The sequence below is a fragment of the Mannheimia glucosida genome (assembly GCF_046267875.1).
Classification (GTDB): Bacteria; Pseudomonadota; Gammaproteobacteria; order Enterobacterales; family Pasteurellaceae; genus Mannheimia; species Mannheimia glucosida.
Genome location: NZ_CP176502.1, coordinates 677,614 through 692,109 on the forward strand (window position 1 = coordinate 677,614; position 14,496 = coordinate 692,109).

Sequence of the window (14,496 nt, forward strand, 5' to 3'; positions counted from 1 at the left end):
TTTATTATTGAGTAAAAAGTTATTTTTCAGCTCTTTTCTCTTTATTGAAATTGGATTATAGTCAATATTGTTCTCTTTTTAACCATTCAAGGAGTGATTATGTCAAACCAAAAATTCTCGCTACTCCGTTTCCAAGCCTATATTAACGGTCAATTTGTTTCAAGCCAAAATGGGAAAACCTTTACGGTACATAATCCGACTAATGGCGAGAAAATCGGTGAGGTGGCTGATTTAGGCACGGAAGAAACCGCTCAAGCGATTGAAGCAGCCGCAGTTGCCCAGAAAAAATGGCAGGCATTGTTGCCCAAAGAGCGTTCCGTGATTTTGCGTAAATGGTTTGAGCTGATTATGCAAAACCAAGAAGAACTCGCCCAGATTTTAAGTCTAGAACAGGGTAAACCATTGGCAGAAAGTCGAGGCGAGATTGCCTATGGAGCCAGTTTTATTGAGTGGTTTGCCGAAGAAGGCAAGCGGATTTATGGCGATGTCTTGCCACAAGATAAAGCCGGTCGCCGTCTGTTTGTGACTAAGCAACCCATTGGTGTGGTGGCAGCGATTACGCCGTGGAACTTCCCAAATGCAATGATTACCCGTAAAGCCGCACCGGCGTTGGCGGCAGGTTGTACGATTGTGATTAAACCGGCGGCAGAAACCCCGCTTTCTGCCTTAGCATTAGCCCAATTAGCGGATCAAGCAGGTATTCCCAAAGGGGTATTTAACATTATTACCAGTAGCGATGCCGAAGGTGTAGGGCGGGAGTTGAGCACTCATCCGACCGTACGCAAACTCACCTTTACCGGCTCCACCAGTGTCGGCAAAATATTAATGCAACAATCGGCAGGGACGGTAAAAAAATTGGCATTGGAGCTAGGCGGTAATGCACCGGCGATTGTGTTTGATGATGCGGATTTAGACACTGCCGTTGAGGGCGTGTTTGCCTCTAAATTCCGTAACGGTGGACAAACCTGCGTCTGTGCTAACCGAATTTATGTGCAAGCGGGCATTTATGAGCAATTTCTTGCAAAATTGAGTGAGAAGGTCGCTCAAATCAAGCTTGGCTCGCCATTTGAGGAAGAGGTCACGATGGGGGCGTTAATTAGTGAACGAGCGGTTGAAAAAGTCGAAAGCTACATCAATGATGCACTTTCACTTGGGGCAGAACTGGTGTTAGGCGGTGAACGCCACGCACTGGGCGGCACTTTCTTCCAGCCAACGATTTTGAAAAATGTCACTCAAGAAATGAAGGTTGCCCGTGAGGAAACCTTTGCTCCCCTTGCCCCGATTTTCAAATTTGAAACGGAAGAAGAGGTTATCCAGTGGGCGAATGATACGGAGTTTGGTTTGGCGGCTTACTTATTCAGCCAAAATATCGGGCGAATTTGGCGAGTGTCGGAACAGTTGGAATACGGTATTGTCGGGATTAACGAGGGGATCATCAGTAACGAAATAGCCCCATTCGGCGGCTGGAAAGAGTCCGGGCTTGGGCGGGAAGGTTCGAAATACGGTATTGAAGAGTTTTTAGAAATAAAATATCTTTGTATGAAAGTATAACCGAATGGGACGCCAAAAGCGTCCCATTTTTAATCCCTTATTTTGTAAAAAATTGGTGGAAAAAGACCGCTTGTATTACTCAAATTTGGCTTTATAGGTTTCACTGTTCACCCAAAGATGATCTTGTTCCCAAGTAAATTTCCACTTGCGTACCGGCCCTGCCATAACATTTAGGTAATAATTATTATAGCCTGCAATGGTAGCAACAGGGTGGTAGCCACGAGGCACTTTAACCACATTTTTATCATACACCGCCATACATTCATCAAGTGTGCGATCATCGGTATAAACCCGTTGCATTGCAAAACCTTGTGGTGGATCGAAGCGGTGGTAGTAGGTCTCTTCCAAATAGGTTTCTTCGGTAGAGTGTTTGTCATCGTGCTTGTGGCTTGGGTAGGAACTGGTATTGCCTTCATCAGTAAAAACTTCTACCACCAGCAAACTGTCGGCAGGTTTGGTTTCCGGCAGAATATTATGCACCAAGCGTTGATTGTTGCCGAATCCCCGTTTTTCCACACCGATATGGTTCGGGCTAATCAAACGCACCGGATAATTACCCTGACTTGGTGCTTTACATACCGCCAATTCTAAATTGAGTTCGGTTTTAATCAACACGCTTTTGTGTGGGGGAATATAGACCGCATAAGGCGGAATTTTTTCAAATGGCGTGGTACGGTTGCCGATATTTTCAAAGGCATAATCATCAACATAGACAGAACCAAAACCGGTCACAAAGACAAGACAAAGTTCATTTTCACCACTTTCCAGCGTAATTTGTTGCTTACTGAGCTGATAAACATCAAAGCCGACATATTCCCACTGTGCATTTTCAGGGGTAATGTGTTGAATTAATCCCGCAGGTTGGCTGAAATTGGGTTTAGACAATAATGGACTAGACATAGGAAACCTCGCTTAACGAAATGGAATACGCCTTCAAACTATACGAAATTTTATCGCATTTTAATACAGGCAATCTGTAAACTTGCTACTTAGATCACAAAAATGAAATAAAATTTTCATTTTTTAGTATTATGTATTGATATTTTCCATTTTTAGCGGTAGTTTATCGGCTGTATTTTATCCGTTTTTCCTCTCAATCAGTTGATAAGGAGCCTCCAATGAGCCAATTTGTCCAAAATTTTATTAACGGTGCAGTCGTTGAAAGCCAAAGCCAGCGTGTTACCTCGGTATTTAATCCCGCAACCGGTGAAGAGACCAAAAAAGTCAAATTAAGCCTGCCAAACGAAGTCGATGCGGCAATTGCAGCGGCCGATCAGGCTTTCAAAAGCTGGTCACAACAATCACCACTACGCCGTGCTAGAATTTTATTTAAATTCAAAGAGTTATTGGAAGCAAACTTTGATGAGTTGGCTCGTTTAATCAGCTCAGAACACGGCAAAATCTATTCCGATGCGATTGGCGAATTAACCCGTGGTTTAGAAGTGGTGGAATTTGCCACTGGTATTCCACACTTACAAAAAGGTGAGTTCTCCGCCAATGCAGGGCGTGGCATTGATATTCACTCAATCCAGCAACCGTTGGGCGTAGTGGCAGGCATTACCCCGTTCAACTTCCCGGCAATGGTACCGATGTGGATGTTCCCAGTGGCACTTGCTTGCGGTAACACTTTCGTTTTAAAACCGTCTGAAAAAGACCCAAGTGTGTCTATTCGCTTGGCAGAATTATTAAAAGAAGCCGGCTTGCCAGACGGTGTATTCAACGTAGTGCAAGGCGATAAAGAAGCGGTAGATATTCTTTTAACCGATCCTCGCATTCAAGCGGTAAGTTTTGTCGGCTCAACTGCAATTGCACAATATATTTATGAGAAAGGCTCAGCAAACGGCAAACGGGTTCAAGCCTTGGGCGGTGCGAAAAACCACGCTTTGATTATGCCGGATGCCGATGTACAAGGCACAGTTAATGCTTTACTGGGCGCAGCATTTGGTGCAGCCGGTGAACGTTGTATGGCACTATCGGTAGCGGTAGTTGTTGGTGATGAATTAGCCGATAAAATCATTGAAGAGCTAATTCCTAAGGTCAAAGCATTGAAAATCGGTTCAGGCTTACTACCACAAGGTGTGCCTGAAAATGATATGGGGCCAGTGATTTCCAAAGAGCATAAAGCCAAAATTGAGAGCTATATCGATCAAGGTGTAGCACAAGGGGCTAAACTCTGTGTCGATGGTCGTGGCTATAAAGTCGAAGGGTTTGAAAACGGCTACTTTGTCGGAGGTACACTGTTTGACAACGTGACGCCTGAAATGACCATTTGGCAAGATGAAATCTTCGGACCGGTTCTCTCCGTCGTGCGTGTGAAAGATTATGCCGAAGGTATTGCACTTATTAACAGCCACCAATACGGCAACGGCAGTGCAATTTTCACCGCAGATGGCGATTCCGCACGTCAATTCACCCAAGATGTACAAGCCGGTATGGTGGGCGTGAATATTCCAATTCCTGTGCCAATGGCGTTCCACTGCTTTGGTGGTTGGAAAGCCTCTATTTTCGGGCCTCTCAATGTGTACGGCACAGACGGTGTGCGTTTCTACACCCGTATGAAAACCATCACAACCCGCTGGCCGGACAGCTCGGTGCGTAGCCAAGCGGCATTTAATTTCCCAACTTTATAATAACGAGTACATTTCTTTTTTGAGTGTTTAGCGGTGAGAAATCACCGCTTTTTTATTGGTTTTCATCTCACAAGCGGTCATTTTTATTCAAATTTTTGCAAAAAAGCGACCGGTTTTGACCGCTTGTATTTATCTCTTCCTAAAAATGTGATCTACGTAACAAATTTGAAACAAAACATTTGGTTCGGAAAATTTTGAATGATATATTCAAAACTGAAAAATTTATTTCATTGAGGTTTGTTATTGAAATAAGACTTAAGTTTCCTTCGCAGTTTGAAGTAACATTGGCAATATTCGCCGTTAATTCCCATCTTAAAAAGAGGATTTTGTAATGAAAAAGCGTATTAAATTTGTATTGAGTGCTTTAACGTTAGGCTTAGCAATGAACAGCTTTGCGAAAGATGAGCTTGTGGTATTTAGCTTACCGAACCTATCCAGCCCGTTTGAAGTTCAACTACAAAAAGTAGCGGTAGAAACCAGTAAAAAGTTGGAGATCAAATTGCAAGTATTAGACGGGCAAAGTTCTTCTACTAAACAGGCTTCTGACTTAGAAAATGCAATTACCCGTGGTGCGAAAGGCATTATCATTTCCCCGAATGATGTGAATGCGATTTCAGGTGCGGTGGAAGAAATTATCAAAGAAAAAATTCCTGCTGCGACACTAGACCGAAAAGTTGAAAGCAGTAAGCCGGTTCCTCATTTCGGAGCAAATAACTACACAGGTGGCCAAGAAGTCGCAAAAGCGGTGAAAGCCAAATACCCGAATGGGGCAAAAATTATTCTTTTAACCGGTCAGCCGGGTTCAACTTCTAACATTGAACGTACCAAAGGTATTCGTGATGAATTAGCTGCCGGTGGCGATAAATATAAAATTGTGGTTGATCAAACCGGTAACTGGCTCCGTTCTGAGGGCTTACGCATTATTGAAAGTGTGTTACCAACCTTAAAAGAGAAACCAGAAGTGATTATTTCAGCGAATGACGATATGGCACTCGGTGCGATTGAAGCATTGCGTAGTCAAGGTTTAAAAGCAGGTGATATTTTAGTGACCGGCTTTGACTCAACCCCTGAAGCACTCGCTCGTGTGAAAGATGGCTGGTTGTATCTCACCGCTGACCAACGCCCAAGTTTTGCAGTAAGTACGGCATTAGAGCAAGTGGTAGGCAATATCCGTGAGAGCAAAGAAGTGAGCGGTGCGGACTATCCGCCAAAAATTATCCTGAAAGATAACCTGCAAGAAGCAGAGCGTTTTGCAGAAATCAGCGAATAATTTATCTGCCTTCCGGCTGAGGTCGGAGGGCGTTTTTTTACGGAGGTTGTATGTCTACTCCCTTACTTGAAGTGAAAGATCTGACAAAAAGTTTCTCTGGTGTAATGGCACTCAATGGTGTGAAACTGACCGTGGGAAAAGGCGAAGTTCACGCATTGTTAGGTGAAAACGGTGCAGGAAAATCGACCTTATTAAAGGCACTTTCAGGTGCTCAGCCACAAACGAGTGGTGAAATTATCTTTAACGGTGAAACCTTAAGTTTGAGCGATTCCCCGTTTGATCGCCAACTCAAAGGCATCGTAACGATTTATCAAGAATTTAACTTGCTACCGAATATGACGGTTGCTGAAAACTTCTTTTTGGGCAGAGAGCCGGTGAAAGGCTTATTCGTCAATGAAAAAGCAGTAAATGAGGAAGCACAATTAGTGCTGGATAATCTCGGCTTAAATATCAAACCTGATACCCAAGTATCTCGTTTAAGTGTTGCTCAACAGCAGATGGTCGAAATTGCCCGAGCAATGACCTTAAACGCCAAACTGATCATTATGGACGAACCGTCCGCTGCCTTAAGTGATAAAGAGGTGGAAACACTGCATCAAATCGTGCGTGATTTAAAAAGCCGTGGCATTAGCGTGATTTATGTGACTCACCGCTTAAACGAAGTGTTTGCCCTGTGTGACCGCTTTACCGTTTTCCAAGACGGACGTTACTCCGGTGAAGGTGAAGTCAAAAATGTGAATGTCGATCAAATTATCAAAATGATGGTAGGACGTGAAGTTGCCTTTACCCGTCGTCCACCGGAAGAGACTCACCATACCCACCGTCCAATACGTTTGGCAGTGAAAAATCTGCATCGGGAAAAACCGGCACTAGATCCGCACGGTATTGCTTTGCATGGTGTCTCTTTTAATATTCACGAGGGTGAAGTGTTAGGAATTGCCGGCTTAGTTGGTGCTGGTCGGACTGAAATCGCCCGTTGTCTGTTTGGAGTGGAAAATTACACAGCAGATGAAATCAGCCTAGACGGTAAACCTTATGCCGCTACCTCGCCGTTAGATGCTTTGGAAAAAGGGGTTGCCCTTGTGCCGGAAGATCGCAAAAAAGAGGGCTTAGTTCTCGGTTTACCGATTAAAACCAATATGACCCTACCGATTTTAAGCAAATTATTGAAGGGTAACTTGTTTGTCGATAATCAAAAAGAAGATGATTTAATCGAAACCTATCGCCAAGCATTACGCATCAAAATGGCAAGTAGCGAACTTGAAGCCCGCAAATTATCGGGTGGTAATCAGCAAAAAGTGATTTTAGCCCGTTGTATGGCACTCAACCCGAAAGTACTAATTGTTGATGAGCCGACACGAGGTATTGATGTGGGGGCAAAATCTGAGGTTCACCAAGTGCTGTTTGATATGGCAAAACAAGGCGTTGCGGTATTGGTGATTTCCTCCGATTTACCGGAAATTATGGCGATTTCCGACCGCATTATCACTCTTTCCGAAGGTCGGGTAACCGGCGAAATTCACGGCGATGATGCCACCGAAGAAAAATTAATGTCAATGATGGCTGTTGGCGTTCAGCGTAAAGCGGCAGCATAAGAGAGGTTTGTATGACAACGCAATTTCTAAAAAATATGGGTATGGTCGATGACAAAGGAAAAATCGATTTTATCGCCTTCTTTGAACGTTTCGGCGTACTGATTTTCTTGATTTTACTGATTATTTTCTTCACCTCACAAAACGGGGCATTTCTATCGCAACGCAACATCTATAATGTTTTAACCGAAGTGTCGATTTTCGGCATTATGGCGGTAGGAATGACCTTTGTTATCTTAACCGCAGGGATCGATCTCTCTGTCGGCTCAATCCTTGCTGTGGCCGCAATGTTCGCTGCCTATATTATCAAAGGCGATAATACGGTAACGGTAGAAGCCGGTGCTTGGGGCGGAATGAGCTGGCTGATAGGTTTGGGTATCTGTTTAGGTTTAGGCACTTTAATTGGTTGGTTACACGGCTTGGGCGTCACTAAACTCAAACTGCCACCGTTTATTATCACTCTTGGCGGTATGACAATTTGGCGTGGTTTAACACTCGTGTTAAATAACGGCTCGCCAATTGCCGGATTTGACGAAGGCTACCGCTGGTGGGGACGTGGCGATATTTTAGGTGTACCGGTGCCGGTAGTGATTTTTGCCGTAGTCGCTATTATCGGTTACTTCGCATTGCATAAAACCCGCTGGGGACGCTATGTGTACTCCGTAGGCGGCAACCCGGAAGCAGCTCGTTTAGCCGGTGTGAATATCAACCGCACCTTAGTCAGCGTTTATGTGGTAATAGGTGCATTGGCAGGACTTGCCGGTTTCATTCTCTCGGCTCGTCTGGGCAGTGCGGAATCTGTTGCCGGTGTCTCTTTTGAATTGCGTGTAATTGCCTCAGTGGTTATCGGCGGAACTTCCCTAATGGGCGGTTACGGACGAGTCACAGGCACCATCATCGGCTCGATTATTATGGGCGTATTGATTAATGGTTTAGTGCTGATGGACGTTTCCGCTTACTACCAACAAATCATTATGGGCTTAATCATCATCCTTGCCGTTGCCTTCGACACCTATGCGAAGAGCAGACGAGGAGCATTATAGATAGCTAACACAAGCGGTCTGATTTTGTAAAAATTTTGCAAAACCAGACCGCTTGTTTATTACTCCCCTCTTTAGAAAAGAGGGGTAGGGGGAGATTTGACAGAAGAGATTAGCGTAGAAAACAATCAAAAAATTCAATATGTCATTCTCTTTCACTATCCGTCACTACTGCCAAATTTCTCTTACCCTCGAGCCGTTCAAAGAAAGGATATTACATATTCTTAAAGATTAAGGATACTTTATGAAAACCATCAAAATCGGCTTAGTTGGCACCGGCTATATCGGTCGCTGCCACGCCATTGCCTACGCTCAAGCCCCTACCCTGTTTCCACTTAAAGGCAAAATCCAACTGGAATACCTTGCTGAAATCAACCAAGCATTAGCCGATCAAAAAGCCCGAGAATTCGGCTTTCAGCGTGCCACAGACGATTGGCGAAAATTGGTTGCTGATCCGAATGTCGATGTGGTGGACATTTGCACGCCGAATTTTCTGCACAAAGAAATTGCCTTAGAAGCGATTAAACACGGCAAACACGTCTATTCAGAAAAACCGCTTGCACTTACCGCCCAAGATGCCAAAGAAATGGTGATTGCCGCTCAACAAGCGGGAGTTAAAACCTTAGTCGGTTTCAACTATATCAAAAATCCAACCACCCAACTGGCTCGCCAAATTATTCAAAATGGCGAAATTGGTGACGTAGTGCATTTTTATGGTACGCATAACGAAGATTATCTCGCTAACCCTAATACCCCGATCGATTGGCACTGCTACAAAGCCAAAGCCGGACTTGGCACGTTGGGGGATTTAGCCGCACATATTGTCAGTATCGCACACTATTTAGTCGGTTCAGACATTGAGCGTGTTATCGGCGATATGCAAACGGTGATTGAAGAACGCCCTAGTCCGTACAATCCGGCAGAAAAAATCAGAGTAGAAAACGAAGATCAGGCAAGTAGTCTTGTGCGATTTGCTAATGGGGTAATGGGCACGCTCGAAAGCTCCCGCATTGCCTGTGGGCGTAAAATGGGGCTGACCTATGTAGTAACTGGCACCAAAGGCGCGCTCAGCTACACCCAAGAACGAATGGCGGAACTCAAACTCTATCTGCACGATGACGACAAATCCCGCCAAGGATTCAAAACCATTTTAGTCGGCCCGGAACACCCCGACTACGCTGCTTTTTGCGTGAGTGCCGGCCACGGTATCGGTTTCAACGACCAAAAAGCGGTGGAAATCCGTGATCTCATCAACGGAATCGCTGCCGATGACCCAATGTACCCCGATTTTGAAGAGGGCTATAAAATCTCCCGTGTATTGGAAGCGATTGCGAAATCGGCGGAGGAGAAAAGGTGGGTGGAGGTGAGTAAGATTTAATAATTACATTAAAATCGAAACCTATCTCAAATTGGTTGAGATACGTTTTTTACATTTAAGGAAAAATTATGAGTTCAATTAAAGAAATTTTTAGCACAAAAAACAGCCCTATCAATGTTCTTATGCAAACAGAATGGTTTTTAGGCTTCATATTGATAGTTGTTTATTTGGATGCTTACTTCCAACTTGTTCATCAAGTGCCTATCTATATTGCAATACAGCAAAGGGAAATATATCTCACAAATGCCATTGATTATATTGCAGCAATTTCTTTCTTCTCAATAACATTTACGGCGTTGTTTACACTAATGCGTTTCTTGCATATTTTTTTACTTTCAAATTTATTGGATAAAATAGGCTGCAAAACCTATGAATTACCTAAATCGGAGGAAGCTAAAGATTTTAAGAGAATCTCAGACTTAAAAATACAAGCTGCTAGAGAGAATAATAAAGAACTCAGATATTATTGTGAAAAAGCAGAAGAAAAAATTAGAATGAGAATATCAATATCTCGCCGTTTTTTAGGTATTATTTTTTTCACAATTATTCATATATACTTTGCAAAAGAGTGGGAAAATTATCCTCTTATGTTCAGATTTATTTTTGAATATCTAGAAACTCAACCAGAGGATTTAAAATATTTTATTGGTACTATATTAACTCTTTTGATGATTCCCGTATTCTATTTATTCGAGCAAGCAATCAAAATTGAAAATGATTTTATTCATTTCCCAAACGATAATGAATAAAAACCCAAGCGGTCGATTTTGCAGAATTTTATACAAAACCGACCGCTTGTATTAGTAATAAATTACGCCACTTCACTCAATTTCACTGGTCGGTTTTCTTCCAGTGATTTTTTCGCAGCTAAGGCAATAAGTACCGGTTGTAAGCCGTCATTGCCGTTTACTAACGTCGGTTTGTCGTTTACCACAGAATCTACGAAACAGCTGATTTCATCGGCGAAAGATTGCATATAACGTTCTAAGAAGAAGTATTTTGGTTTTTCCGCCACTACGCCGTTTTCACCTGAGAATACGGCAGTTGAGCCGGTGTCATTGGTGATATGGATTGCCCCTTTCGAGCCGAACACTTCCGCACGTTGGTCGTAGCCGTAGGCAGCTTTGCGACTGTTGTCGATCACGCCGATTGCCCCGTTTTTCAGTTTCAATGTGATCACGGCAGTATCAATATCGCCCGCCTTGCCGATTTCAGGATTTACTAATACGGTGCCGACTGCAAACACTTCTTCTACTTCGCTGCCGGATAAATAACGAATCATATCAAAGTCGTGAATGGTCATATCAAAGAACATTCCACCAGAGACTTTCACATATTCGATTGGCGGGGCTTCCGGATCACGAGAGGTTACTCGGATAACGTGCGGTTCGCCAATATCACCTGCCGCCACACGGTCTTTAATCGCTTTGAAGTTATGGTCGAAGCGGCGGTTAAAGCCCACTTGGAATTTTACACCGGCTTTTTCGACTGCACTCAATACTTCACGGATTTTAGCTGGGTCTGCATCTACCGGTTTTTCACAGAAAACGTGTTTGCCAGCCTGTGCTGCCTCAATCGAAATCGGGGCGTGAGTGTTGGTGGAAGAGCAGACCAATACCGCATCAATTTCCGGATCTTGCAGGATTTTTTTATAGTCATCATAAACTTCCGGAATGCCCATCGATTTTGCCCAAGCGGTCAATTCTTCGGTAATTTTTACATCAGAGATTGCTTTGATTCCAGCACCTTTAACATATTTGCTAATACTTTCAGAATGCACACGTCCAATACGGCCTGCACCAATAATACCTACTTTTAACATATTAAACTCCTGCGGTTTCACGGATATATTTTCTGCCTTTGAGGGCGTATTCAAACGGGTTGGCAAGCGCCGGATCTTGTTCGGCTTCTACCACCATCCAGCCTTTGTAGTCGTGTTTTTCTAAAATATCGAAAATCGGACGGAAATCAATGACACCATCGCCCGGTACGGTAAAGGTGCCTTTTTTCACGCCTTCTAAGAAGCTTAAATCTTTTGCTTTTACTTCCGCCACGACTTCATCACGCACATCTTTTAAGTGAACGTGGATAATACGGTCGATATATTTTTCCAGCACGCCGAGCATCGCTTTTTGGCAGCCTTCGGAATAGTACAAATGCCCTGAATCAAACAACAGATAGACATCATCATTCACTTCCGCCATATAGCGATCGACCTCTTCGGGTGTTTGAATACCGGTTCCCATATGGTGATGCAGGCAGACTTTCATTCCTTTTTCGGCGGCAAGTTTCGCTAATTCGTTATAGCCTTCCGCCATACGTTTCCAATCTTCATCGTTGAAAATCGGTTTTTCTTTGAACACAGATTTGGTTGTGCCTTGAATACTGCGACTCTGTTCGGAACAGCCGATCACTTTTGCACCCATTGCGTGCAGGAAATCACGGTGTTTGATGAACTCGGCAATGGTCTCTTCCCGTTTACCGTCCACAAAGAAGGTGCTGAACCATGCATTACAGATTTGAATGCCACGCACGTCCAGTTTGTGTTTTAACACCGCAACATCACGCGGATATTTATTACCCACTTCACAGCCCGTGTAGCCGGCAAGTGCCATCTCACTCACACACTGCTCGAAAGTGTTTTCCGCACCCAGTTCTGGCAGGTCATCGTTCGTCCAACCGATTGGGGCAATGCCTAATTGAATGTTTTCAGCTTTCATAGAGAAACCTCGTTTGATTTATAGAGATAAATTTGGATGCAAGCGGTTATTTTTATCAAAAATTTTGCAAATTTGACCGCTTGATATTCTCCCCTCGTAGCTCAAAGAGGAGAATTGTTTTTTAACTAATACTTCCGAGCCTTAGCTAACTGCTCTTCGGAGCGTTGGCGGGCTTGTTGAATGCGCTCGCTTTCTGAGACTTCCGCCACACCTACGTGCCACCAGCAGCCATAGCCGTGAGCCATTGTTTTCGGCAGCACTTTAATATCGATTAAGGTAGAAACAGTCTGTTTTCTCGCATCATCAAGGGCAGCACGCAATTCGGCTTCGTTGGTTACCCGATAGGTTTTACAGCCGTATGCTTCGGCGTTTTTGGCAAAATCAATCGGTACTAAACCGCCATTGAGCTGGTTAGTTTCGCCATTGCGGAAGCGGAATTCCGTACCGAAACTGTCCATACCGTTACCAATTTGTAGGTTGTTGATACAGCCGTTTGCCATATTGTCGAACAGCACCACGTTGATTTTTTTGCCCTCTTGAATCGAGGTAACTAACTCGGTATGTGCCATTAAGTAAGAGCCGTCACCGAGCAGGGCATAAACCTCTTGTTCAGGACGGGCAATTTTCACGCCGACTGCCGCACTCACTTCATAGCCCATACAGGAGTAGCCATATTCAAGGTGGTAAGTCTCTTCACCTTTACTTAACCAAGTGCGTTGTAAATCACCCGGCAAACTTCCGGCGGCGGCAACAATAATCGCATTGTTATCAATGGTTTCATTCACAATACCCAGCACTTGGGTTTGGGTGAGCTGGGAACCAGTGAGCTGAATAAATTCATTGTGAACCGCTTTATGATCAAGATTATCGTTAATTTCAGGGGTGAAATCAGGGTGATATTGCACCGCGCGCAGGCGTTGAATTTCATCAGCAAAATCCGCTTTCACCTGTGAAATTTCATTCCCCCATTGAGCTTGATAATCAGTAGGAATGGCTTGGCTTAACGCCTCTAATGCAGTTTTTGCATCGGCAACCAGTTGCACGCCGTCTAATTTGTACGCATCAAAACGTGCAACATTAATGTTTAAGAACTGCACGTTCGGGTTTTGGAAAATCCATTTGGAAGAAGTCGTGAAGTCGGTGTAGCGTGTACCAATGCCGATCACTAAATCCGCTTCTTTTGCCAGACGGTTTGCCGCTAAACAACCGGTTTCGCCCACACCGCCTACATTCAATTCGTGATCGGACACCACCGCACTTTTACCCGCTTGGGTTTCAGCAAACGGAATGCCGAACTGTTTGGCAAATTTTTGCAGCATTTGACCCGCTTGCGAGTAGCGAACACCTCCGCCGCAGACAATCAACGGTTTTTTCTTGGTTTGAATTAATTTTACCGCTTGCTCAATCATCGCATTTGTCGGTGGTGTACGCTCCAAGCGATGCACTCGTTTTTGCAGGAAGCTGTTCGGGAAATCAAAACTTTCCGCTTGTACATCTTGTGGCAGAGCAATAGTGACAGCACCGGTTTCGGCAGGGTCAGTCAGCACACGAAACGCATTGATACAGGCACTCATTAACTGCTCAGGGCGTTGCACTCTATCCCAATATTTACTGACAGCACGGAATGCATCGTTAGTACTGATGCTTAAATCGTAAGGTTGTTCGATTTGTTGCAGTACCGGATCCGGCTGGCGAGTCGCAAACACATCGCCCGGTAATAAAAGAAGAGGAATACGGTTCGCTGTTGCTGTTGCCGCAGCCGTAATCATATTTGCCGCCCCCGGTCCGACCGAGGAAGTACAGGCAATAATTTTTTGACGCAGATTTTGCTTAGCAAAGCCCATTGCTAAATGTGCCATACCTTGCTCATTTCTGCCTTGGTAGAGCGTTAAACCACCGGCATTTTGGACAAGTGCCTGACCGATCCCTAGCACATTGCCGTGCCCGAAAATAGCAGCAACACCGTGAACGAATTTAATCTCTTTGCCGTCCACTTCTAAATATTGATTATCCAAAAATTGCACTAATGCCTGTGCAACCGTTAAACGAGTAGTCTGCATAAAGCCTCCTCTGGCTTACATCGCTTTTGCAAGCGGTCGGTTTTCTACTGATTTTCATAAATGAAAAATTTATTTCATTCATAATAGCAAGGAAATCGAAAAAAAGATGTGATCCAGTTCTCATTTCTGCGAAGTCATTGCCTTATTTTTCAAAGTGAGAGCTAGATCACAGAAATGATAATTTAAATAGAATAAATTTGAAATAAAAATTTCATTTTTGTATGATGTATAGTGTGTATTCAAATTTACTTGTTG

The 14,496-nt window shown here is 43.9% G+C and carries 11 protein-coding genes; 7 read left to right on the plus strand and 4 right to left on the minus strand.

What is annotated here, in order from left to right; all coding sequences use genetic code 11:
• Nucleotides 1–99: 99 nt before the first annotated feature.
• Nucleotides 100–1,551: an NAD-dependent succinate-semialdehyde dehydrogenase gene (locus tag ACJ7Z2_RS03445; protein WP_409500785.1), complete on the plus strand. Its 1,452-nt coding sequence runs from the start codon at nucleotides 100–102 to the stop codon at nucleotides 1,549–1,551.
• A gap of 75 nt (nucleotides 1,552–1,626) precedes the next feature.
• Here the strand turns inward: ACJ7Z2_RS03445 and iolB are convergent, their stop codons facing one another.
• Nucleotides 1,627–2,451 carry a 5-deoxy-glucuronate isomerase gene (gene iolB, locus ACJ7Z2_RS03450; RefSeq protein ID WP_409500786.1) on the minus strand — a complete coding sequence of 275 codons (825 nt, stop codon included), beginning with the start codon at nucleotides 2,449–2,451 and terminating at the stop codon, nucleotides 1,627–1,629.
• Nucleotides 2,452–2,669: 218 nt separating this feature from the next.
• Between iolB and ACJ7Z2_RS03455 the strand changes: the two genes are divergently transcribed.
• From ACJ7Z2_RS03455 to ACJ7Z2_RS03480, 6 genes are all read left to right on the plus strand, one after another.
• Nucleotides 2,670–4,181, plus strand: coding sequence for a CoA-acylating methylmalonate-semialdehyde dehydrogenase (locus ACJ7Z2_RS03455; RefSeq protein WP_409500787.1), 1,512 nt, complete (start codon nucleotides 2,670–2,672; stop codon nucleotides 4,179–4,181).
• A gap of 331 nt (nucleotides 4,182–4,512) precedes the next feature.
• Nucleotides 4,513–5,451, plus strand: coding sequence for a sugar ABC transporter substrate-binding protein (locus ACJ7Z2_RS03460; protein WP_006250061.1), 939 nt, complete (start codon nucleotides 4,513–4,515; stop codon nucleotides 5,449–5,451).
• Between the two features lie 50 nt (nucleotides 5,452–5,501).
• Nucleotides 5,502–7,046 carry a sugar ABC transporter ATP-binding protein gene (locus tag ACJ7Z2_RS03465; RefSeq protein WP_021280276.1) on the plus strand — a complete coding sequence of 515 codons (1,545 nt, stop codon included), beginning with the start codon at nucleotides 5,502–5,504 and terminating at the stop codon, nucleotides 7,044–7,046.
• A gap of 11 nt (nucleotides 7,047–7,057) precedes the next feature.
• Complete coding sequence (locus tag ACJ7Z2_RS03470) at nucleotides 7,058–8,086, plus strand: ABC transporter permease (protein WP_409500788.1); 1,029 nt, start codon at nucleotides 7,058–7,060, stop codon at nucleotides 8,084–8,086.
• A gap of 241 nt (nucleotides 8,087–8,327) precedes the next feature.
• Nucleotides 8,328–9,461, plus strand: a complete 1,134-nt coding sequence (locus ACJ7Z2_RS03475; protein ID WP_409500789.1) for a Gfo/Idh/MocA family protein — start codon at nucleotides 8,328–8,330, stop codon at nucleotides 9,459–9,461.
• Between the two features lie 68 nt (nucleotides 9,462–9,529).
• On the plus strand, nucleotides 9,530–10,210 hold the full coding sequence (locus tag ACJ7Z2_RS03480) for a hypothetical protein (RefSeq protein WP_409500790.1): 681 nt from the start codon (nucleotides 9,530–9,532) through the stop codon (nucleotides 10,208–10,210).
• 62 nt (nucleotides 10,211–10,272) lie between these two features.
• On the opposite strand, the gene iolG is transcribed toward ACJ7Z2_RS03480, so the two are convergent.
• The 3 genes from iolG to iolD all read right to left on the minus strand — a co-directional run bounded on the left by iolG (nucleotide 10,273) and on the right by iolD (nucleotide 14,241).
• A complete protein-coding gene (gene iolG, locus ACJ7Z2_RS03485) occupies nucleotides 10,273–11,283 on the minus strand; it encodes an inositol 2-dehydrogenase (protein WP_409500791.1) in 1,011 nt (336 codons plus the stop codon).
• Between the two features lies 1 nt (nucleotide 11,284).
• Nucleotides 11,285–12,181: a myo-inosose-2 dehydratase gene (gene iolE / locus ACJ7Z2_RS03490; RefSeq protein WP_006251495.1), complete on the minus strand. Its 897-nt coding sequence runs from the start codon at nucleotides 12,179–12,181 to the stop codon at nucleotides 11,285–11,287.
• Nucleotides 12,182–12,306: 125 nt separating this feature from the next.
• Nucleotides 12,307–14,241 (minus strand): 3D-(3,5/4)-trihydroxycyclohexane-1,2-dione acylhydrolase (decyclizing), encoded by a 1,935-nt coding sequence (gene iolD / locus ACJ7Z2_RS03495; protein WP_409500792.1) that lies wholly within the window; start codon nucleotides 14,239–14,241, stop codon nucleotides 12,307–12,309.
• Between the last annotated feature and the right edge of the window lie 255 nt (nucleotides 14,242–14,496).